The organism is Prochlorococcus marinus str. MIT 9312, from assembly GCF_000012645.1.
In the GTDB taxonomy this organism is placed as follows: Bacteria; Cyanobacteriota; Cyanobacteriia; order PCC-6307; family Cyanobiaceae; genus Prochlorococcus_A; species Prochlorococcus_A marinus_L.
Window position 1 is genome coordinate 1,377,799 of the sequence record NC_007577.1, and the last position, 16,290, is coordinate 1,394,088.

A 16,290-nucleotide genomic window follows, 5' to 3' on the forward strand; every position below is an offset into this window, starting at 1 on the left:
TTAGCATTAACACAATTTATAAAATAAAATTTTCTAAAAATTATTCGTTTTGATTGGAATACTTTCTGCTTTTGGCGCGGCTACATCTTGGACTTATGCATGCTTTATTTGGCGATCACAAACTCAAAAATATAACTCAATAGATATTAATTTAATAAAAAATTTAATAGCTTTTTTAGTTTTTATTCCTGCCTTTATCAATCTCAGTTCTGCAACTGAATTGAAATACATATTTATCCTACTATTTAGTGGAATAATAGGTATTGGTTTAGGTGATACCTTCTACCTAAAGTCATTACAAACAATAGGCACAAGAAAAACTCTATCTGTAGAAACTCTTTCTCCTTTAATAGCTGCTTTGTCGGGAGAAATTTTTATTAATGAAACTTTAACACCCAAGTCATGGATTGGAATAATCATAGTATCTATTTCACTTTTCATAATTCTAAAAAATGGGATTAATTTTAAAGAGGGAAGCTCCTCTTTTTCAGATAAAAATAACTTTAAGATTTATGCATTTCCTTTTTTATCAGTTTTATGTGCTGTTTTAGGAGGTCTTTTTTCAAGGATAGTTTTCCTTCAAAGTAATTTATCTCCTTTCCTTACAACTGAGATTAGATTATTAGGTGCAATAATTTTTTTGATTACTTTAAAAAGATTTAAGATTAATTTTTTCTTAAAAAATCTAGAGAAAAAACAACAAAAAAGATTTTTGCTCTCAATATTTCTTGGAACCAATATAGGAATATTGCTTCAACAAATTGTATTTAAAACTCTTCCCTTAGGAGTAGGATGGGCTTTATTAAGTACATCTCCATTGATTTCTTTATTTTTTGCTAAGAATGAGGAAAGAGAAATTACAAACAATATAATATTTTTTACTTGTTTTTTATTTTTTGGCTTGACATTAATAATTCTTTAATCTCTGAGTTAATGTAATAAATACTCATGTTAATGGAAATCACATTAAATAAAATTATCCTATAAATAGTCAGAAACAATGAAAATTTTAAAGAAAAAAAAACTTGGGGCACTTGAAGTTTATGTTATTTTCCTAAGCTGTATTTATGCAGGCTTTATAAGCTACAAATCTCTATTGAAAGTTTTATTTACTTGAAATTAATTAATTTTTTGGACTGACTTAATCAACTTACCCCCATCTTCGTCATCATCATCATTTGAGGCGAAAAATAAAAAAAATATTCCAAGAGAAGCTATAGATAAAGAAATCGATAATACAGAAAGTTCATCCATAAATTAAATTTTTTTTTATAATAAACTAAAAAAAATAAAAGACAGTAAAAAAATACACATTCTCGAAAACAAAAATTTCTTTTATTTGTAAAATATAAAGAAATATATCCGAACTAATTCGTGAAAGTTCTAATCACTTCTCCCTGTAGTGCTAGCTTAATAATTCAGTATGGCATAAAAAGTTGGCCTATTTGGGAATGTGAGCCAAGCAAATTTCAATGGAATTACGATGATAAGGAGATTTGCTTAGTTATTGAAGGCCAAGCGATTATAAGTACCCAAAAAGGTGATATTTATTTAATTAAAGCTGGAGATCTAGTTGAGTTTCCAGCTGGGCTTTCCTGCGAGTGGGAGATAACCAAGAGTATTAAAAAACATTATCGGTTAGGTAGCTAAATATAAGAAAAAAGATTTTTTTCTTGTTTTACTATTAATTCAATGCAGATAAAATATAGTTAATACATAATTTTCAAAAGGGAAAAGAATATTATGCCTTTTACTGATCAAGAATATTTTGAGGTTCTCGATAAAAACAAAACCGTAAAAGAAGCTTATGAAAACATTAAGCAAATTTGCTTTGATTTACAAAAACAAACAAATTGTCCTGAAGAGGACTTAAAAGAGTTTCTTGAGTTTATTTCTAGACAATGGAATAAGTAATTATATCAAGCCCTCTAAAAATACTAGATTCAAACTCTTAATTTATTTTTACGAGGGAACAAGTTCTAATCTAATTCCTTTTTTGGCTTAGTATTGATACTTGAAGTGCCCTTAGCTGCAGAAACATAGAAAAAGAAGCCTACAATTCCTGATATACCAAATATCGCAGCCAAAGGATCAAAAGTGAAAGAAAACATAGAATTTATAAAATCAAGATAAATAATAGTTTTTGAATCAAAATTGTACAATTATTGTTAAGTATAAAAAATAACAATTGGGCGATTCATTATGTCATTATTAGTTTCTTATTAGGTAGAAGTAAATTATTATCCAAATTCATATTTAAAAATAAAAATATCAATATATAACTAATATTTATTCGTATGACAGCAAAAAGTTTTAAATAATATTAATAGAAATCTAGAATAACACTACCCAATGAATCCACAATATTTGTTTCTTTTGATTAATATTGATTTATGACAGATTTGTACTCAGCTTCTTCTTCAATTAATCCTTTTACAGCAGTAATATGGTGTTTTTATCCAATTGCTTTACTTATTATCATTGAATTAATTCTAGGTGGAGGATTTGATGATGATAATAATGATGACCAAGATGGTGGCATGCTAATACCGGCTTATTCAAGATCAAATGTTTAATTTGAATCTTAAGATTTAAACCCTTAAATCAAAGTCAGTTAAATGTTCATAGATATTAATGCAACTCATATATCCCTAACTTCACTTACTATTCTTATCATATCTACTCTCTCCTGGCTAATATTAAAGACCCTCAAAGAAGGTAGACAAGCTCTTAAAGATTTAAATAAGGATTCATCATAAATAACACAAAAAAATTTAAGAATTTAGAAGTTATTGATCAGGATTATTCATCTTTTTGCTTTATAAGTTTTACTCACTTAAATATATATTCCAAATAAATACAGACTTTCCCTTATTAAAGGTTGGCAAATTCATAAAAAGCTTAAATAAATATTAGAATTTGAAAATACTAAATTAAATAATTTTCAATTTATAGTTATACCTTTTGTGTAAGAGGTTTATTCTACTTACTTACTTACTTAAATAAAACATGCATCTAAATTCTTTACTTTATATTTGTTCTATATCTTTATTCATTTATATAATGGCACTATTTTGGAGAGACTTACCAAATCAAAAAAAGTAAATAAATAATAAATATTAATTTTGTTGCCTATCAAAATAAATTGAGTTATTAATTTAATATTGGCTTTAATTTTTTCTATATAAATGCTAAAAGAATCTTCAAATAATCATAATAAAAATACATTCTCAGAAACTACAAATATTGCAAAAACAAAGATGATTTGCAAAGACGGATTCTGCTCATTACCAAATCAAAAAGAAACCCCAAAAGAAGATACAAATGATATAAATTTTTTTGATCCTATTTAGTAAATAAATAACATTTTGATAAATTTAAGATTTAATCGATAATGATAAATTCTTTGAATTTTAAGTTATGCTTAAAGAATTTCTTAAATGCATATCAAGAGTTTTGGATTAAAGCTACAGACTTCAAAGGATTCACATCAAGGTCAGACTGGTGGTTCGTTCAATTAGCGAATCTAATAATTTCTTTCCTAACTATCCCAATATTTTTAAAGACGTTTGGCTTCAATGCTTATGGAATTGCTTGCATCATTCCTCAAATAGCTATTGATATAAGAAGAATCAGAGATTTTGGTAAGGATTGGAAATGGATCTTTATAAATTTAATACCAATATTTGGATGGATTTTGTGGTTTATCTGGTTAGGATTTGGGACGTCAGGTAATGGTAAAAATAAATTTATCTAAAAATTTAAAGATTATTCAATATAATTTTAGTGTATTTATATATGAGCTGAATTGACCCTATAAAAGAATTTAAATTAAGTTCATTTAACTTTATTAAAAAAATATTAACAGGATAATCGAATGTGAATCAACTTTTTATTTTTTTCTTGTTTTTAAAATCTACAAATCTTATCTTGTCCCTTAAGGCTATTTGGTTTTCAAGAATTCTAAACACATGCCATTCACATTCAGTCAATTTAAGAAACTGATCGAGTGTATCTTTATCTTCTTCATCAAAATTCTCGAAAACTTCTAAAATAGCATTACTATTTTTAGAAATAAAATCTTCTGCAACATCTTCTGGATTTTTACCTGAGGTGAAATCCTGAAAATCTTCATAAGAATTAAGTTCTCTCGTTAACCACCTAAACCATGGTTCATTTTTATTATTTTTGTTATTTATAATTTTCTTCATGAAATAAATTTTTACTAACTTAATCATTATGAGTTATTCATTCTTTTGCACCTGTAGAATTACTCATTCTTAAAATTCAATTAAAGATAAACCGTAATTTTTAGGTTTGCTTAGTTGATAAAATGATTGCAAAAAAAAAATTTCTAGAATTAAGTATTTATTACTCATATTTTTGTGTATCAGACAGCTAAGATTAAGTTTTAGAAACCATTGTCAGTCCCATTTTATGAATTTCCTTCATCTCCAATTTTAATTATTGGTGCTCTTGGTATTGCAGTAGCAATAGCAGTTTTTTTTGTCGCATATCAAAAATATTTTAATTCGCCTTTTAACAAAGAGCTTGCAAAAAAGAAAAAAGCCTTAATTAAGGAACAAAAAGAATTAAGTGAAAGATTAGAAAAAATAGAACAAGATTTAAAAAATTTATGAAATTAGTAATTTAAATCATAAAAATTTATGAAAAATTTACTTTTTTAAAAATGACTTAATGATCTCGAATTCAAGACCTTAATTTATTTAAATAGAAATTATGGTCTATAAGGAATTATGGATAAAGATCATCTTATTGAATTAATTTCTAATAGCCTTCTTTACGATAGTAAGGATTCTGAATCAACTAGGAGCCTTAGTGATTTTAAGAATTACTTAGAGAGATTAAATCTAGATCAATTGAGAACTATGTCTAAAGAATTTATTCTTTAGTAAAATATAAAAATATTAGTTTTTCTTTAGTTAATAATCAATACTTTTTAGAATTTGTTAGGTTCATTAAAACAACAGGGAAATATGCTCAAGGTAAATAGAAGTGATTTTTTAATAAGGCCATTTCTAAAAAGAGATAATTTTAGAGCTTTCTATCAAATTATTTCTACCATAATCCCAATTATTTCTATTTGGTTAATTGTTTACCAAATAATAAATCATCCTTTTTCATTATTAATAAAAGTTTTCTTATTTATACCTATTATTTGTCTTCTAACTCTATTCTCTTCTAGAACATTCTCATTAATGCATGATTGCGGTCATAATTCTCTTTTTACAAAACGTAAGTTAAACCGATTTTTTGGATTTTTACTTGGTTTGATAAATGGTATTCCCCAGAAATCATGGTCGATTGATCATGCATTTCATCATAGAAATAATGGAAATTGGGAAATTTACAAAGGTCCGATAGATGTTTTAAGTCTTGAAGATTACAATTCCCTCACTAAAAGAGAGCAAATATTTTATAGAGTAAGTCGAAATTGGATAATGCTTTTCCCTGGAGGCTTTTATTACTTAGTTTTGAAACCTAGATTAGGACTAATTATTATTATTTTTAATTTCACTAAAGATATATTGGGAGAGACTTTTAACAAAATAAAAAACAGAGAATTTTTTAAACTTTTAGATATTAATTCAAGAGTCAAACCACCTTTTTCTGATTATGGAGATAATTTTAGTGAACTATTTGAATTAATAATAAATAACATAGTAGTAATAATAGGATGGATTTTTATGTGCAAATGGTTGGGGTTATTTTTTTTCTTATCATTTTATTCCATAGTTTTAACCCTATCAGCAGCAATTTTAATATGTGTTTTTTTCGTACAACATAACTATAAAAATGCATATGCTAAAAATACAAAGAATTGGGATATCGTCGATGGCGCGATTTATGGTAGTAGTAATTTAGATATACCTAATTGGCTAAATTGGTTTTTAGCAGACATATCCTTCCACAGCATTCATCATCTCTCTGAGAGAATACCAAATTACAACTTAAGAGCTTGTCATAAAGCAAATAGTCATTTACTTAATCAATCAAAGTTTTTAAAATTAAGCGATTTTTCAAACTGTTTCAAATTTATTATATGGGACAGTAAAGATGAAAAATTAATACCCATAAGTTAATACCTAATTAAACCTTCTTCTGAATTTTCTTTTTACAGGAATACTGCTATATGCATGTGTACCGATAGATGGGGGCAAGTCATTCTTTAAAGGATGCATAAAAGCGTTTGCCATACTCTCTAACATTTTCGAAAGCCAATTAATTACTGATTTCATTATGAAAATCTAAAAGTGTACTTCTTTATCATCTAACTAATTTACTGAAAAGTAAATCAGTCTTTATGCTGATTTTCATGAAAGATTGCTTTATAAAAAATGAATATTAAATACTTAAAACTTTTGTTTTTTTAATCTTTTAAACGTATATCGTTAACAAATTTTCAAGGTAAATTAAGTAGGAAATTAATTTAGTAAATAATACTTATTTTTTCTAATTAACTTAATAAATTAAATTTTTAGACTTTATTTCGTGCTATATCTCTATTCCAAATAAATCTACCGAATTCATGAATGATTCTTTTATTTCTAATAACCAGAATACAGAAATAGATTCTATTAATTCATATTTTGAATGTATTACTGAATGCAGTATTGTGGATGGTCATCAAGAATGCATTACTCGTTGTTTAGAAATTCATTTAAAGGGAGGGGACCAAAATGAATAAAAAAAATTCCCCACAAAGGAAAACAACTTTAAAATGGAATTCCAATGGAGAGCTTTCGGAAATTGATATGTTAAGAATTTTAGATAAAATATCATCTAGTGATCTTAATCAATGTGAATTGACATGCGATTCTGATCAAGTTTAAAAATTATTTTTTCTATAACTTTTTAAATTAATAAATTATTAATTACGCAATTAAATTTAACCCTATTATCAAAAGAAAAACATTTTTATTTATTACCTTTAAAAAAAATTCCTAATAAGCTGCATTTTTAACAATCTGAAGTCAGACCAAATTTTAAAACTTTATATATATATTTAACTATTCAGGTTATTAAAAAGCAGCTAAAGTGATAGTTGTAAGATATTAATTTAATTTTTACTTGATAAGTTTTTCAATAAAGGGTTAGAACCTTTTCTTAGAACCTTTTCTCTAGTCTTTGGGTATATGCTAAATAGTTAATTTTTAGGACTCCTGTCTTTTTTTAAGAAATTTTTACTAACTTCTTTTTTTGTTATTTTAATCGTATTTCCTATACCTAAATCGCCATGAGTTGGACAATAATAGGTTATTAGCATCCAATTTTTTTCTTCATCCATAATAAATTAACCTAGGCTTTAATAAAACTTCTGGATAATTAAATAGGATAAATTATGAGAAAATTGATTTTTTTTAATATTTTTTTCTTTTTTGCTTAATAATTTATAGAAGTTTTGAAGCAATCCTCACTAAATAGATATAAATACGGATGACTTTTAAAAAAAATACTGCTATTTATTTATTAATTAAAATTCTTTAATGTCATTAGAATCTATATTGATGGTAGTCGCTCCAATCTGTCTTTTCACGGCAGGAGTAATTATTCTACCTATCTTAGTAAAGCCTCGTAAACAACCAGGTCTCCCAAAGAGGTATATACGTGGTCTTTAAATTAATAAATAAGTTTTAAAGAGAGAACAAGGACAGGCAATTTAAAAAAATAATTGCATTCATAAATAAATTAATTTTTTTGAAGATAAAAACATGCTTTTTAAAAATTCTATTGACAAAAAAAATGATACATTCTTTTGATAAGAAGATCTTCTGATGGATAATAGAATATGTAAATTGATTTTTATTTAACAAAATTCTTACCTAACAAAATTCTTACCTAACAAAAATTTGAGTAATATAAAATTTTCAGGTCTTAAAGGCCAAGCGCTTGCAATAGAGAATAAAGATATTCCAAGCCTCAAAGAATTTAAGGATGTTATCCCAAATCACTATTTCAAGTGCAACACGAAAACTTCTTTAAGGTATCTTTTACAATCAGCTTTAATTCAATTTGTTGTAGTTTTAATAGGTTTATCTATTCCATTTACTCCAAAAATGATCCCAATTTGGATCATTTTCTCATTACTATCAGGTACCACTATGATGGGATTCTGGGTAATTGCCCATGAATGTGGACATGGAGCATTTTCTAAAAACAAAACATTGGAAACTATAACTGGATATTTACTACATTCATTACTACTAGTTCCTTATTTCTCTTGGCAACGTTCTCATGCAGTTCATCATCGATTTACAAATAATGTAACCAATGGCGAAACTCACGTTCCTTTAGTTGTTGAGGGAAACGGAGTTACAGAAAAGGTTGGAGGAGAAAGAGAGTTACATTTTTCAAATTCCATAGGTAAGAAAAATTATGGAATTCTTCAACTTGTTTTACATCTAATATTTGGCTGGCCTGCTTATTTACTTACAGGTAGTACCGGAGGTACTAAATATGGAACTTCGAATCATTTTTGGCCAATCAAACCATTTTCCAAATCATTATGGCCATCAATATGGACTAAGAAAGTTTGGATATCAGATATAGGAGTAGGTTTAACATTATTAGGCATTTTTTTCTTTGTTTTTAAATATGGATTATTTCCAGTAATTGCAATTTATATTGGTCCTTTATTAGTAGTTAATAGTTGGTTAGTAGTTTATACATGGCTTCATCATACAGATTCAGATGTCCCCCATCTTTCAAATACGAAATTTTCATTTATGAAAGGAGCCTTTCTATCTATTGACAGGCCTTACGGTAAAATTCTTAATTTTCTGCATCATAATATTGGTTCGAGCCATGTAGTTCATCATGTCTGTCCAACCATTCCTCACTATCATGCTAAAAAGGCTACCGTCTTAATTAAAAAAGCCTTTAAAAAGGCATATCTTTTTAATCCTGATCCTGTCCCTAAAGCACTTTGGAATATAGCTTGCAATTGCGTAGCTGTTAAGTCAGATATCAAAGAAGGTAGATATATCTGGCAATCTTCGTACAATAAAAGAGGATTTAAAACATAATTTGTCTTGATCACATTAGTTTACGCAAATCTGAAAAAAATATAAAATAATTAACAAAATCCTAATTTTCATATTAAAAATAATCTGATTTATTATTTTATATGAGTGGAGACAACTTACATGGCAAGCAGCCTATTAAATTTTATTCAGAGAAAATAACTCTTACAAAAGTGGAATTATTAGAAAGACAGTTAAGTTTAGGAGAAAAAATTTTAGATTTAGATGAAAAGCATAAAGAATGGAGCAGAAAGCTATCAAGTTGATGAATTAATAAAATACTATCTCATTATTCATTAATAATAAATTTTATTTAACAAGAAACTTTTTTATAAATTATTGAAAAATTATTTGCCGGCATCCTCATAATATTTTCTTGAAAAAAACCATTGTATTTAGCTTCGTCACAAACTTCCTCGAGATTTCTAATCCCCCAAAGATCATTTGTCGTTTTTATTGAATTATCGAAAAAATAATTACTTTGACTTGTATGCTTATTACCAATTTTAAATGGGCCATACAATAACAAAAATTGTCCCTTCTTAAGTAATTTTCCTGCACCCTTAAAGAGCTCTATAGTACAATTCCATTCTGCTACATGAATCATATTTATAGAAACTATACCTTGTAAAGAATTTGCTAATTTTAGTGGTAATTTCCAAGGAGTTTTTTTTACATCAAGATCAAGAGGTTGGGGCATTTTCTTATCTAATTCTTCATACTCAATCCAAGAAATTATACTTTCTCTATGTAGTAAATTTGGATCACTTGTTTGCCAAATTATTTTAGGAAAGCGTTTTTGAAAGACCACTCCATGCTCACCACTGCCACTACCAATTTCCAATATTGAACCATTCTTTTTTATGATTTGGGATAATACATCTCCAATGCAGTCTCTATTTCTTTGAGTCGCCGAGAAAAAAAGTCTATTATCCAAAATTATAAAAATGGGAAAATATAGTAGAAATAATTATTCTGAGATCCTCTTTACTTCACTTTTCTCAATTTTGGAGTCTTAAAAAACATTATTTTAAGGCTAAAGAATAATATTGAAATTGTAAGTGCAGGCAAAATATAAAGTATTAGATCAGAATTTAATAGAGAAGGAATTCTTGCAAAAATTAAATGCATGTAATAGCTTGCTAATGACATTAATTTATATATATCTAATTTATTAATAGCAATTTTTTGACTTCCAAAACTACTTTTTCTTAAAACTAAAAATTCCAATTAAAAAGAGTCAGCCTGTATCCCTACTAGCTGACTCTCAATTCCATAGTAATTTAAATTAATTCTAAATGAGGGTTTACTACTAAAAAGAAAAAGCTTTTAAATTGTATTTTTTTTGTTTCGAATTTATTAGCTTTAACGCCAAAAGTCTTAAGACAAATAGAGTAACATATGATACATATTTGTCGCATATCTGATGATATCCAGGGAAAAATGGGGAACTTTCACATATTTGTTTACATAAGTAAATAATTATGTTATATTAATTAACAAATTATTCAAAAAAAATGACTCCAGAAGCAGAACGTTTTAATGGTTGGGCAGCAATGTTAGGTTTTGTTGCAGCAGTTGGCGCATATGTAACAACTGGTCAAATTATTCCAGGTTGGTTCTAATGAAAAACACTGACTCCAAAATTGTAGAAAAAGAAAAAATAGTTGCTGAAATGCTTAATGGCAGATTTGCCATGATAGGTTTTGTAGCACTTGTTGGGGCTTACCTAACAACTGGACAAATCATTCCGGGTTTTGTCTAAAAAACTTGATATTTATTCAGAGAACAGAATTTAAAATTGAATTCTGTTCTTTTTTTTTGAATATTTTGTTTTTTTAATAAAAGATATGAATTTTCTTAATTTTCAGATTTAACAATCTCATTTAAAACTTAGTTATGTTTTAAAAAAATCAGTATAAAAACTCTATCGCAATAATAAAAATAGAATTAATATAATCTTATTGATTGGAGGCAAATTTCATGGTTAACCCAGTGTTGGAAATAGGTTTTTGGCTAGTTTTACTAATTTACATAGGCGCAAGACTAACGCAAAATAAGAAAGTTTTTAAACAACAAAACTAAAAATTCCCATACAAAAAGTTGAGAAAAATACAGAAAAATTAAATTAAAAAAAAACTAAAGTCAAACCTATTAATTTCAACTTTTCTTCTTCTTTAATACAAAAAAATTTATTTAATAAAAAATGATATCCTAATCAAGATAACTAGAGGATTTTATGAGAGTAAAGCTTGAACCAGAAACAGCATTTATTGGCAAAAAATTTGCATATATATTTCTTGGAGTAGTATTTAGCCTTAATGCGATAATTTTTATTTGGTTTTTCTTATTCTCAAAATTAAATTAATTTTTTGTATATTGATAGGAAGTTAATAAAAATATTTATTAAAAAATTCCTGGTATAACTTGTCCTGTTGTTACGTAGGCACCTAATAATGCAACAAAACCAACCATAGCCCATCTACCATTTACTTTTTCTGCATTTAGAGGGTATCCTTCATAAGATACAGATTCATCAATATAAGGTATAGTTTCAGATGGGAACATATTTTGTCTTCCACCTGATTCTGTTGTAACTCCTGAGTTGGACATCAAAAAAATATAATTATTAACAAAAGTAACACAAATATTAATTTTTGTAAACTAAATCAATGGTTATGTTTGTTTTGACCGCCTATAAGGATTAATAAGTGACATTTTTGTTAAAAAAAAGGGCGTTTTTAAAAAAATATGAAAAATTACTTTTTCTTTATTTTTTTTTGGTAAACCAATAAAATAAGCATTTATACTCACAATAAGTATTTTTACTTAGTATGATTAAATAGCATTTAGGAAGTGCTTAACTGGTTAAGATCAAAAAATCTGAATTTAACTAGGTCGTCATGAGTTTGCCAGTGGTATATACTTGCAAGCTCTTTTATTTTTAAAAGCAACCAAAAATAATCAATTAAATAATTTTTACCTATTGCATAAAAACTTATAGTAATTAAAAATTAAAGCTGTAGAAATTTGTTTTTATTGCTAAAAAGAAAATAGACTAGATAAAGAATATGTCTTTAGATTTTATTCTAATACCTTCATGTATTTTGATTATTATTTTTCTTTTAAATAGAGAAAATAGAATCTACAAAAGAAATCAAAAAGCTAAGTAATTTCTTGAATTTACAAAAGTATTTAAGGAGAAGTTCTAACAACTTAAGTGATTATCTATTCAAAAAAGATTTATAGAATTACTATTTTGAGTTAGTTGTGAATTGAAGAAAGTTTGCAAAAAGCTAGGCTAAAATTTTACTTGAAATTAATTTGCTCCAATATGATCGTGAATTATTAACTTGCTCTAATTTTTGTTGGCAATGTATGCACTTACATTCTTTTAATAAAGTTTTATTTTTCATTAATTTCTTCTTTTTTTTAAAGAAACCAAATTATTTGTATTAATGCAAGTTTTAATTAAATATATTTTGGTTTGTTTGGAAGATTAAAAATATAAAAATTTCTTCTTAACCACAAATCGCATATTGGTTTCTAAATCTTTAATATTTTATAATGAAATAAAAGATCGTACAAATTAAATAAACTCCTTTTGAAACTTTCAAATCAATCCCTAATTAAAAAAACTATTTCCAAAATAATTACTCCTTGGTATGCAATAGCTTTAATAGATAGATGGTTATTAGGTCAAATAATACCTCCAATGTTATTTGCCATTTCTGCTTTTACTGTGATTTCTCTTTCAGTGGGTGTAATGTTTGATTTGATAAGAAAAATAGTTGAATATGGCTTACCTGTATTAAAAGCTTTACAAGCTTTAATTTATAGCCTTCCTAGCTTTTTAGTTTTATCATTTCCTATGGCTGTATTATTGTCCACACTATTATCTTATGGAAAGCTATCAGCCAATTCTGAATTATTAGCTTTAAGGTCATTAGGAATTAAAACCTCTCGGATCATAGCTCCGGCCATTGCAGTTTCAATATTCATGACAGGATTAACTTTTTATTTCAATGATAATCTAGTTCCCAATAGTAATAAGCTTGCTGAATTGACATTGAGATCAGGAGTAGGAAGTTCTTTTAATAGAGAAAAATCTAAAAATAACATTATTTTTTCTAGAAAAGGATCAAGAATAGATACTAATAATAAGCCAACAAAAACAAATACTTTCCTAACTCATATTTTCTACGCTTCGCGTTTTGAAAACAATACTATGAGGGAAGTTACAGTTTTAGACTTTTCCAGAGTAAATATAAAGCAAATTCTCACTGCAAAAAGTGCCGTATTTGATAAAAAAAACTCTTCCTGGGTATTCGCAGATGGGAGTATTGTCTCAACTGACTCTACTGGTCAAACAACAAGTATTAATTTCAAACAATATTTATATCCCTTTGTTGAAGGCCCATTAGATCTTGCAAGAGTTCCAAAGGATGCAAGCGATATGTCTTTAAAAGAAGCTTTAGAGGCAGAAAGAATATATAAAAAGATAGGAGATCTGAAGCAGATTAGAAAGATTCAAGTACGAATCCAAGAAAAATTTACTTTACCTTGTGCATGTTTGGTCTTTGGATTGATAGGTAGTATTTTGGGATCTCAATCTAATTTAAGATCTTCAAAAAGTCAGGGTTTTGGATTGAGTGTAATTCTGATATTAATGTATTATGTGATTTCATTTATATGCAGTTCTTTTGGGGTCAAGGGATTACTTCCTCCAATAATTGCAGCTTGGTTTCCAGTAATAATTTCTCTTTCTGGTGGATTTTATTTCTTAAGAAATTCAAATTATAAATGATCTTTTATTTATACAATTAGACTATTCTATTTAGTGGAAACATTAGCAAACTTATCTATGAATTAAAAGGTTCCATCCTTTGTTAAATCTTATCTATTCTTTTATAACCATACCAATCAGGATTATTAGTTTCTTGAATACAATTATTTTCTAAAGTTAATTCTATTTCCCAATTACCTATTGTTTTTATAAGTTGGCAATCATCACAACCAATTAATATTTGAAGAGAGGCAATATCGTCCTTATGCTTTTTTTTGCAGCCCATAAGCCATTTAGATTTTGCTATATTTTTTGCCTCTAATTTACTTGAAGCCACAACCAAGCCAAATTCATGTTTTTCTTGCATAGAATTTGGATCATAGCCTCCAATATTGACAAACCACAAATTCTTTTTAGTATTATTTCCATTAAAAAATTTCTTATTTTTAAATTTCTTTTTTTCAATATTTTTTAAATTTATCTTATACCCATCTACATAATTTATTTTCTTATAGCTATCAATATGTAATCCCTGAAAGGTTCCAAACCAATGCCTTCTTAGTACATCAAATGTATCCTCAATTCTTGATCCTACAACCCATCTAACATCATGCAATTCTATATTAGCCATTTCTGCTCTTCCTCCAAGAACAACCAAAAAAAGATATGTTTTTTCTATTTTTGTCACTATTAAAAAAAGAATTTGATGCTCTTAAGCTAAAATTCTATATTAACGGATTACTAATAAATGTATAAATATTTAAACCTCAAGATTGATGTTGTAAGTAATTACTAATTAATTAAATGAATCTTTAACTAAACCAACCTTTTTTCTTTGCTTTCACTTCTTGGGCAGCTTGAATTCTAGGAGATTCGTCTTTTCTTCCTTTAATAATCATTAAAGGAACAATTCCGCATAGAGCTAAAAATAATATCCAAAATAAATAAATGTTCATGACATTAACTTCAATTTTTATTCATTAAAGTCGAAATAAATAATAACTGTGAGTTTCTTTTTAAAGTTCTAATTTACATGTATAATCAAAATCTTTTGTTTAATTAAAAAATTTATCTAACACAAACAAAATTAATATTCATTTCAAAATCATGAAATTTTGAAATTAAAATTTATGACTATCAATTGAAAAGATTTGCACTCAACATGACCACTGCTTTGCTTCAGAAGATGTGAAGTGCATAACTATAATGACACCATAAAAACTTATTCGTGAATATTACTTAATAAATAATTATTTCTAATAAGAATCTTTAAATAGAGTATTTAAATTAATTATTTAGATACTTTATACCTTAAGAAAAAAATTTAAATTCTTCGACTATGCTGATAAATGACCAGAAACCGTGAGAATTATAAAATTTAAAAAAATAAGGTATTGACAATTAATGATGGTTTAGAAACATATACTATGAAATTTACCTACAAAAATAACTATGTTTTATTTATTTAATTTATCTTTTTAATGTACTTTTTTTAAAATAATCTTGTCTTATTTTGCCGAACCAAACTTTATAAAATATGACGAATGGTTTGATGATGATCTAGAAAAAAACAAACTTGATGTTGAACATAAAAAAATAAAAACCACTTCAAAAATTCATGATTTTTTTTATGAGCAATCCAATTACAAAATTGGCGGATCAGAAAATAACTTTCAATTAGAAATAAAAGTAAATGAAAAAGAACTAATTTCTAATAACTATTTTGAAAACACTTCAACAAAAAATAATTCACTATCAAATAAAAAATTTCAGTTATTAAAAAAAATCACCAAAAACAAACTTAAATTTAATCTTACAAAAAAATTAATTTATTCTTTATCAATTTTTGGCTTAGTTTTCATTTTTGGGTTTATTTTGTTTTTTATTTCGCAATCTAAAAAAAATGAATCAAACATGACAAATAAATTATTTAGTATTGAAAAAGAATTTTAATTTCAAAAGAGATCATTAATTTCTTTTTTTATAGATTTATATTCTGAATTAATGTCTTTAATAAATTTATCAACTTCTTTTTTAATATCCTTATATTCATTAATTTTTTGTTTGCTTTTCTCATAGAAAATTGAAGTAAATGTTCCTGGATTTAACTCCTCAATCCAATATCCCGCAAAACAATAAATTTCATTAGGCAAAAAAGTTATAATAAATAATTTTTTGGAAGATTTATATTGATCAATTATCTTATTAGCCAAAGCTCCTTTAGTTTTATTAGTGCCAATTACAGTAATATCTTTTGCCAAAGAGTGGACCTTCTTAGATAAATTTTTACTTTCTTCTAATGAATTTCTTGAAAGGATTTTTTCTAGACAAAAACAATAATCAAACAAATTAGTATTTTCTTTTTTTGAAGGATAAAAAGTTATGAAAGAACTAAAAAATAAAAAAAAAGTTAAAAGTAAATTCTTAAACATTTTTAATTTAATTTAATTTAATTATTGC

Annotated in this window: 27 protein-coding genes; 17 read left to right on the top strand and 10 right to left on the bottom strand. The window is 26.2% G+C overall.

All coding sequences use genetic code 11. The features are described from left to right. Positions 1–49 precede the first annotated feature (49 nt). Positions 50–922: a DMT family transporter gene (locus PMT9312_RS07595; protein ID WP_011377012.1), complete on the top strand. Its 873-nt coding sequence runs from the start codon at positions 50–52 to the stop codon at positions 920–922. A gap of 197 nt (positions 923–1,119) precedes the next feature. On the opposite strand, the gene PMT9312_RS10070 is transcribed toward PMT9312_RS07595, so the two are convergent. After that, positions 1,120–1,254, bottom strand: a complete 135-nt coding sequence (locus PMT9312_RS10070; RefSeq protein ID WP_263890848.1) for a hypothetical protein — start codon at positions 1,252–1,254, stop codon at positions 1,120–1,122. Between the two features lie 120 nt (positions 1,255–1,374). Here PMT9312_RS10070 and PMT9312_RS07600 point away from each other — a divergent pair, with 120 nt between their 5' ends. Both PMT9312_RS07600 and PMT9312_RS09875 read left to right on the top strand, forming a co-directional pair. Further along, positions 1,375–1,650: a cupin domain-containing protein gene (locus tag PMT9312_RS07600; RefSeq protein ID WP_011377013.1), complete on the top strand. Its 276-nt coding sequence runs from the start codon at positions 1,375–1,377 to the stop codon at positions 1,648–1,650. A gap of 93 nt (positions 1,651–1,743) precedes the next feature. Continuing rightward, the gene (locus tag PMT9312_RS09875; protein ID WP_193741809.1) at positions 1,744–1,914 is read left to right on the top strand and encodes a hypothetical protein; all 171 of its coding nucleotides are present in this window, start codon (positions 1,744–1,746) and stop codon (positions 1,912–1,914) included. Between the two features lie 65 nt (positions 1,915–1,979). Here the strand turns inward: PMT9312_RS09875 and PMT9312_RS10075 are convergent, their stop codons facing one another. After that, positions 1,980–2,111 (bottom strand): hypothetical protein, encoded by a 132-nt coding sequence (locus PMT9312_RS10075; RefSeq protein ID WP_263890849.1) that lies wholly within the window; start codon positions 2,109–2,111, stop codon positions 1,980–1,982. A gap of 282 nt (positions 2,112–2,393) precedes the next feature. On the opposite strand from PMT9312_RS10075, the gene PMT9312_RS07610 reads away from it, so the two are divergent. The 3 genes from PMT9312_RS07610 (at position 2,394) to PMT9312_RS07615 (ending at position 3,757) form a co-directional block, all read left to right on the top strand. Further along, positions 2,394–2,576, top strand: coding sequence for a hypothetical protein (locus tag PMT9312_RS07610; protein ID WP_036924047.1), 183 nt, complete (start codon positions 2,394–2,396; stop codon positions 2,574–2,576). Positions 2,577–3,188: 612 nt separating this feature from the next. Further along, a complete protein-coding gene (locus tag PMT9312_RS09880; RefSeq protein ID WP_193741811.1) occupies positions 3,189–3,353 on the top strand; it encodes a hypothetical protein in 165 nt (54 codons plus the stop codon). A 41-nt stretch (positions 3,354–3,394) separates the two neighbouring features. Continuing rightward, the gene (locus PMT9312_RS07615; protein WP_011377014.1) at positions 3,395–3,757 is read left to right on the top strand and encodes a DUF805 domain-containing protein; all 363 of its coding nucleotides are present in this window, start codon (positions 3,395–3,397) and stop codon (positions 3,755–3,757) included. Between the two features lie 127 nt (positions 3,758–3,884). On the opposite strand, the gene PMT9312_RS07620 is transcribed toward PMT9312_RS07615, so the two are convergent. Further along, the gene (locus tag PMT9312_RS07620; protein WP_036924048.1) at positions 3,885–4,211 is read right to left on the bottom strand and encodes a hypothetical protein; all 327 of its coding nucleotides are present in this window, start codon (positions 4,209–4,211) and stop codon (positions 3,885–3,887) included. A gap of 210 nt (positions 4,212–4,421) precedes the next feature. Between PMT9312_RS07620 and PMT9312_RS07625 the strand changes: the two genes are divergently transcribed. The 3 genes from PMT9312_RS07625 (at position 4,422) to PMT9312_RS07630 (ending at position 6,104) form a co-directional block, all read left to right on the top strand. Next, on the top strand, positions 4,422–4,640 hold the full coding sequence (locus PMT9312_RS07625; protein ID WP_011377016.1) for a hypothetical protein: 219 nt from the start codon (positions 4,422–4,424) through the stop codon (positions 4,638–4,640). Positions 4,641–4,757: 117 nt separating this feature from the next. Further along, positions 4,758–4,913: a hypothetical protein gene (locus PMT9312_RS09885; RefSeq protein WP_193741812.1), complete on the top strand. Its 156-nt coding sequence runs from the start codon at positions 4,758–4,760 to the stop codon at positions 4,911–4,913. Between the two features lie 84 nt (positions 4,914–4,997). Continuing rightward, entirely contained in the window at positions 4,998–6,104 is a 1,107-nt protein-coding gene (locus tag PMT9312_RS07630; RefSeq protein ID WP_011377017.1) for a fatty acid desaturase, read from the top strand. A gap of 3 nt (positions 6,105–6,107) precedes the next feature. Here PMT9312_RS07630 and PMT9312_RS09890 read toward each other — a convergent pair whose 3' ends face one another. Next, the gene (locus tag PMT9312_RS09890; protein ID WP_193741813.1) at positions 6,108–6,260 is read right to left on the bottom strand and encodes a hypothetical protein; all 153 of its coding nucleotides are present in this window, start codon (positions 6,258–6,260) and stop codon (positions 6,108–6,110) included. Positions 6,261–6,550: 290 nt separating this feature from the next. On the opposite strand from PMT9312_RS09890, the gene PMT9312_RS09895 reads away from it, so the two are divergent. Both PMT9312_RS09895 and PMT9312_RS09900 read left to right on the top strand, forming a co-directional pair. After that, positions 6,551–6,709 carry a hypothetical protein gene (locus PMT9312_RS09895; RefSeq protein ID WP_011377018.1) on the top strand — a complete coding sequence of 53 codons (159 nt, stop codon included), beginning with the start codon at positions 6,551–6,553 and terminating at the stop codon, positions 6,707–6,709. Beyond that, positions 6,702–6,854, top strand: a complete 153-nt coding sequence (locus tag PMT9312_RS09900) for a hypothetical protein (RefSeq protein ID WP_011377019.1) — start codon at positions 6,702–6,704, stop codon at positions 6,852–6,854. The genes PMT9312_RS09895 and PMT9312_RS09900 overlap by 8 nt, the downstream gene beginning before the upstream one ends. Before the next feature lie 314 nt (positions 6,855–7,168). On the opposite strand, the gene PMT9312_RS09905 is transcribed toward PMT9312_RS09900, so the two are convergent. Beyond that, entirely contained in the window at positions 7,169–7,309 is a 141-nt protein-coding gene (locus PMT9312_RS09905; protein ID WP_193741814.1) for a hypothetical protein, read from the bottom strand. Between the two features lie 562 nt (positions 7,310–7,871). Between PMT9312_RS09905 and PMT9312_RS07635 the strand changes: the two genes are divergently transcribed. Both PMT9312_RS07635 and PMT9312_RS09910 read left to right on the top strand, forming a co-directional pair. Continuing rightward, on the top strand, positions 7,872–9,047 hold the full coding sequence (locus PMT9312_RS07635; protein WP_011377020.1) for a fatty acid desaturase: 1,176 nt from the start codon (positions 7,872–7,874) through the stop codon (positions 9,045–9,047). Positions 9,048–9,148: 101 nt separating this feature from the next. Beyond that, complete coding sequence (locus PMT9312_RS09910; RefSeq protein WP_193741815.1) at positions 9,149–9,310, top strand: hypothetical protein; 162 nt, start codon at positions 9,149–9,151, stop codon at positions 9,308–9,310. A gap of 47 nt (positions 9,311–9,357) precedes the next feature. Here PMT9312_RS09910 and PMT9312_RS07640 read toward each other — a convergent pair whose 3' ends face one another. Next, complete coding sequence (locus PMT9312_RS07640) at positions 9,358–9,981, bottom strand: DUF938 domain-containing protein (protein ID WP_011377021.1); 624 nt, start codon at positions 9,979–9,981, stop codon at positions 9,358–9,360. A 580-nt stretch (positions 9,982–10,561) separates the two neighbouring features. On the opposite strand from PMT9312_RS07640, the gene PMT9312_RS07650 reads away from it, so the two are divergent. Both PMT9312_RS07650 and PMT9312_RS07655 read left to right on the top strand, forming a co-directional pair. Further along, positions 10,562–10,669 carry a high light inducible protein gene (locus PMT9312_RS07650; protein WP_011132751.1) on the top strand — a complete coding sequence of 36 codons (108 nt, stop codon included), beginning with the start codon at positions 10,562–10,564 and terminating at the stop codon, positions 10,667–10,669. Next, positions 10,669–10,809 carry a high light inducible protein gene (locus PMT9312_RS07655; protein WP_011377023.1) on the top strand — a complete coding sequence of 47 codons (141 nt, stop codon included), beginning with the start codon at positions 10,669–10,671 and terminating at the stop codon, positions 10,807–10,809. Before PMT9312_RS07650 ends, PMT9312_RS07655 begins: the two co-directional genes overlap by 1 nt. A 641-nt stretch (positions 10,810–11,450) precedes the next feature. Here PMT9312_RS07655 and PMT9312_RS07660 read toward each other — a convergent pair. Beyond that, positions 11,451–11,657, bottom strand: a complete 207-nt coding sequence (locus PMT9312_RS07660) for a high light inducible protein (RefSeq protein WP_011377024.1) — start codon at positions 11,655–11,657, stop codon at positions 11,451–11,453. A gap of 991 nt (positions 11,658–12,648) precedes the next feature. Between PMT9312_RS07660 and PMT9312_RS07665 the strand changes: the two genes are divergently transcribed. After that, entirely contained in the window at positions 12,649–13,851 is a 1,203-nt protein-coding gene (locus tag PMT9312_RS07665; RefSeq protein ID WP_011377025.1) for an LptF/LptG family permease, read from the top strand. A gap of 82 nt (positions 13,852–13,933) precedes the next feature. On the opposite strand, the gene PMT9312_RS07670 is transcribed toward PMT9312_RS07665, so the two are convergent. Continuing rightward, positions 13,934–14,518: a DUF1543 domain-containing protein gene (locus tag PMT9312_RS07670; RefSeq protein WP_011377026.1), complete on the bottom strand. Its 585-nt coding sequence runs from the start codon at positions 14,516–14,518 to the stop codon at positions 13,934–13,936. Between the two features lie 124 nt (positions 14,519–14,642). Further along, entirely contained in the window at positions 14,643–14,786 is a 144-nt protein-coding gene (locus PMT9312_RS09915; RefSeq protein ID WP_193741816.1) for a hypothetical protein, read from the bottom strand. A gap of 547 nt (positions 14,787–15,333) precedes the next feature. Between PMT9312_RS09915 and PMT9312_RS07675 the strand changes: the two genes are divergently transcribed. After that, the gene (locus tag PMT9312_RS07675) at positions 15,334–15,783 is read left to right on the top strand and encodes a hypothetical protein (RefSeq protein WP_011377027.1); all 450 of its coding nucleotides are present in this window, start codon (positions 15,334–15,336) and stop codon (positions 15,781–15,783) included. A 2-nt stretch (positions 15,784–15,785) separates the two neighbouring features. Here PMT9312_RS07675 and PMT9312_RS07680 read toward each other — a convergent pair whose 3' ends face one another. Beyond that, positions 15,786–16,262 carry a hypothetical protein gene (locus PMT9312_RS07680; RefSeq protein ID WP_011377028.1) on the bottom strand — a complete coding sequence of 159 codons (477 nt, stop codon included), beginning with the start codon at positions 16,260–16,262 and terminating at the stop codon, positions 15,786–15,788. Positions 16,263–16,290 lie beyond the last annotated feature (28 nt).

Bases quoted from the DNA above. Each gene is read 5' to 3' on its own strand.
- PMT9312_RS10070 (WP_263890848.1), bottom strand. From the start codon at position 1,254: ATGGATGAACTTTCTGTATTATCGATTTCTTTATCTATAGCTTCTCTT.
- PMT9312_RS09875 (WP_193741809.1), top strand. From the start codon at position 1,744: ATGCCTTTTACTGATCAAGAATATTTTGAGGTTCTCGATAAAAACAAA.
- PMT9312_RS10075 (WP_263890849.1), bottom strand. From the start codon at position 2,111: ATGTTTTCTTTCACTTTTGATCCTTTGGCTGCGATATTTGGTATATCA.
- PMT9312_RS07610 (WP_036924047.1), top strand. From the start codon at position 2,394: ATGACAGATTTGTACTCAGCTTCTTCTTCAATTAATCCTTTTACAGCA.
- PMT9312_RS09880 (WP_193741811.1), top strand. From the start codon at position 3,189: ATGCTAAAAGAATCTTCAAATAATCATAATAAAAATACATTCTCAGAA.
- PMT9312_RS07615 (WP_011377014.1), top strand. From the start codon at position 3,395: ATGATAAATTCTTTGAATTTTAAGTTATGCTTAAAGAATTTCTTAAAT.
- PMT9312_RS07620 (WP_036924048.1), bottom strand. From the start codon at position 4,211: ATGAAGAAAATTATAAATAACAAAAATAATAAAAATGAACCATGGTTT.
- PMT9312_RS09885 (WP_193741812.1), top strand. From the start codon at position 4,758: ATGGATAAAGATCATCTTATTGAATTAATTTCTAATAGCCTTCTTTAC.
- PMT9312_RS07630 (WP_011377017.1), top strand. From the start codon at position 4,998: ATGCTCAAGGTAAATAGAAGTGATTTTTTAATAAGGCCATTTCTAAAA.
- PMT9312_RS09890 (WP_193741813.1), bottom strand. From the start codon at position 6,260: ATGAAATCAGTAATTAATTGGCTTTCGAAAATGTTAGAGAGTATGGCA.
- PMT9312_RS09895 (WP_011377018.1), top strand. From the start codon at position 6,551: ATGAATGATTCTTTTATTTCTAATAACCAGAATACAGAAATAGATTCT.
- PMT9312_RS09900 (WP_011377019.1), top strand. From the start codon at position 6,702: ATGAATAAAAAAAATTCCCCACAAAGGAAAACAACTTTAAAATGGAAT.
- PMT9312_RS09905 (WP_193741814.1), bottom strand. From the start codon at position 7,309: ATGGATGAAGAAAAAAATTGGATGCTAATAACCTATTATTGTCCAACT.
- PMT9312_RS09910 (WP_193741815.1), top strand. From the start codon at position 9,149: ATGAGTGGAGACAACTTACATGGCAAGCAGCCTATTAAATTTTATTCA.
- PMT9312_RS07650 (WP_011132751.1), top strand. From the start codon at position 10,562: ATGACTCCAGAAGCAGAACGTTTTAATGGTTGGGCAGCAATGTTAGGT.
- PMT9312_RS07655 (WP_011377023.1), top strand. From the start codon at position 10,669: ATGAAAAACACTGACTCCAAAATTGTAGAAAAAGAAAAAATAGTTGCT.
- PMT9312_RS07660 (WP_011377024.1), bottom strand. From the start codon at position 11,657: ATGTCCAACTCAGGAGTTACAACAGAATCAGGTGGAAGACAAAATATG.
- PMT9312_RS09915 (WP_193741816.1), bottom strand. From the start codon at position 14,786: ATGAACATTTATTTATTTTGGATATTATTTTTAGCTCTATGCGGAATT.
- PMT9312_RS07680 (WP_011377028.1), bottom strand. From the start codon at position 16,262: ATGTTTAAGAATTTACTTTTAACTTTTTTTTTATTTTTTAGTTCTTTC.